3 protein-coding genes are annotated in these 2,060 nt (G+C 62.9%); 1 reads left to right on the forward strand and 2 read right to left on the reverse strand.

The window, feature by feature from the left end; genetic code table 11:
* The coding region (locus HRF49_11900) for a succinate--CoA ligase subunit alpha (protein MEP0815350.1) at positions 1-473 on the forward strand (473 nt) is incomplete at its 5' end.
* 339 nt (positions 474-812) lie between these two features.
* Here the strand turns inward: HRF49_11900 and HRF49_11905 are convergent.
* Together HRF49_11905 and HRF49_11910 are read right to left on the reverse strand one after the other, a co-directional pair.
* Positions 813-1,352 (reverse strand): hypothetical protein, encoded by a 540-nt coding sequence (locus HRF49_11905; GenBank protein MEP0815351.1) that lies wholly within the window; start codon positions 1,350-1,352, stop codon positions 813-815.
* An 81-nt stretch (positions 1,353-1,433) separates the two neighbouring features.
* The coding region (locus tag HRF49_11910; GenBank protein ID MEP0815352.1) for a hypothetical protein at positions 1,434-2,060 on the reverse strand (627 nt) is incomplete at its 5' end.

Below are 2,060 nucleotides of genomic sequence, written 5' to 3' on the forward strand. Positions count from 1 at the left end.
GCGCGGAGAGCGCGCGGAAGTTTTTCCGGCGCGGCCGCGTGGGCGTCACTTCCCGCAGCGGCGGGATAACGTCAAGCATCGCGTATTATCTCGGCAAGGCGGGGATAGGATGCTCCAGCATCGTCCACGTAGGGGGGGACCCGATCGTGGGGCTGCCGCACCCGGCGATCCTGCGCAAATTCCAGGCCGACACGGATACGGACGCGGTGGTGATGTTCGGCGAGATCGGCGGGACGCAGGAGGAGGAGTGCGCGGAGATGATCCAACGGGGCGAGTTCTCGAAGCCGCTCGTGGCGTACATCGGCGGCAGGGGCGCGAAGGAGGGGACGAGATTTTCGCACGCCGGGGCGATCATCGAGGGCGGCAGGGGGACGTACGAGGGCAAGATATCGGCGCTGCGGGATGCGGGCGCGGTCATCGCGGAGAGCTACGACGGGATCCCGGAAGCGGTGGGGAGGGTGGTTAAAAGTTAATCTTCAAACTGCTCCACCGGACAAGTTTAAAATCTAAGGAAATGCAGCTTTTCCCCTACCCCCACTCCGCATCTTTCGGGCCGTCGGTGTAAATCTCGACGGTGTTGCCCATCGGATCTTTCACCGGGAAGCACCGGTAGCTGTCCTGGAACCACTGCGGCGCATCGAAATACGCCGGGACGCCCGCGTCCAGCAGGCGCGTAATGACGGGACTTCGTCGTCGTGCATACCGCCCTCGCCCATCTCGATAAAAATCCGAAACCGAAAAGTGTTAACGTCTTGATTCCGCCGGAGCAAAACGGCGGCATGTACATTTTACCCGGTTCAGTTGGAGCCCTTTTACCCCGCGAACGCGTACCCGCCGGCGTCGAACGTGGCGTTGTAAATCGCAATCGCGTCCGAAAAGTCCCCGTCGCCGTTGTCGTCCGCGAACACGTACAGCACCCAGTTTTTGGACGCGTGGTCGGGCGTCCGTCCGGCCCACACGCGGGCGATGTTCAGACCCTTCGCGTCGACCAGCTCCTTCGGCATCGGCTCGGGCCGCGCGATAGGGAAACCGCGGAACTCGGCGGTCTTGCCGGGGGCGATTTTGTACACCGACTCGCAGAATCCGCCGTACATCGGCTCGCCGTACCACATCCAGACGAAGCAAAGCCCGCCCGAAATCTCGTGAGTTTTGTTGTTCTCGACGACTATGTCGTAGCGGACGTCGTGGAAGTCGTTGAAAACGCTCGTCGGGTGCTTGCCGCCCTTGTCGTCGAGCGTGTAGAGCTGGAACTCGCTCACGCGCGCCTCGGTAGCGGCAAGCGCGGGCGCGGCGAGCGCGGCAAGCGCCAGCGCGAGGATGGCGATTCCCCTGAATGCGATTCGGTTAAGCATACGTTTATCCTCCGGAAAAAGCGAAAGTAATGTAATGAAATCCGCGCGGCCGGTCAACCGCCGCGCAATGCGCGGCCGATCCTAACCCGCGTCGATTCCGACGGATTTGGCGTACGGCGCGTTCAGGTTGTCGCCCCGCTTCCATGTTTTCCCGTCGCCCGCGAACGCAAGCGGAGAAAGCGTATTCACATCGCCGTCGAAAACGCGCTCGATGTTCGTGGGGATTTCCAGGTAGCGGTCGCGCCCCCCCCCGTCTATGAACAGCCCGATCGTCGGGATGAAGTCGCGGATCGAGCCCATCGAGTCCGTCCAGGTCTGGCCGAGGCCGACGCCGTACAAAAGGTACGTGTCGTCGCCTCCCTTGTCCCAAACGACGCCGATGGACTGGATGTTGCCGGTGCCGATGGACATGTTCCCGCCCTGGTAAAAGTCGTCGCCCGCGGAGTCCTCGAACCAGCCCAGCGAAAAATCGCGGCCGTGCCCGATTGCCTGGCGCAGGTAGCCGTAGTACACATCGTCGCCCGCGTCGTCCTGGAAAATCCCCAGCGCGTAGTGCGGAGGCGCGGCGAGGGTGTAGTGCGCGCTCGTGTATCTGTCGTTTCCGCCCTTGTCGGCGCAGATTCCGATCCCGCTCCAGTAGCCGCCGCCCAGCGCGTAAATCCCGCAGGAATACTCGTCGTCCCCCCCCCCGTCGATGCACATCCCGAC

This window comes from bacterium (assembly GCA_039961635.1).
Taxonomy (GTDB): Bacteria; 4484-113; 4484-113; order JAGGVC01; family JAGGVC01; genus JABRWB01.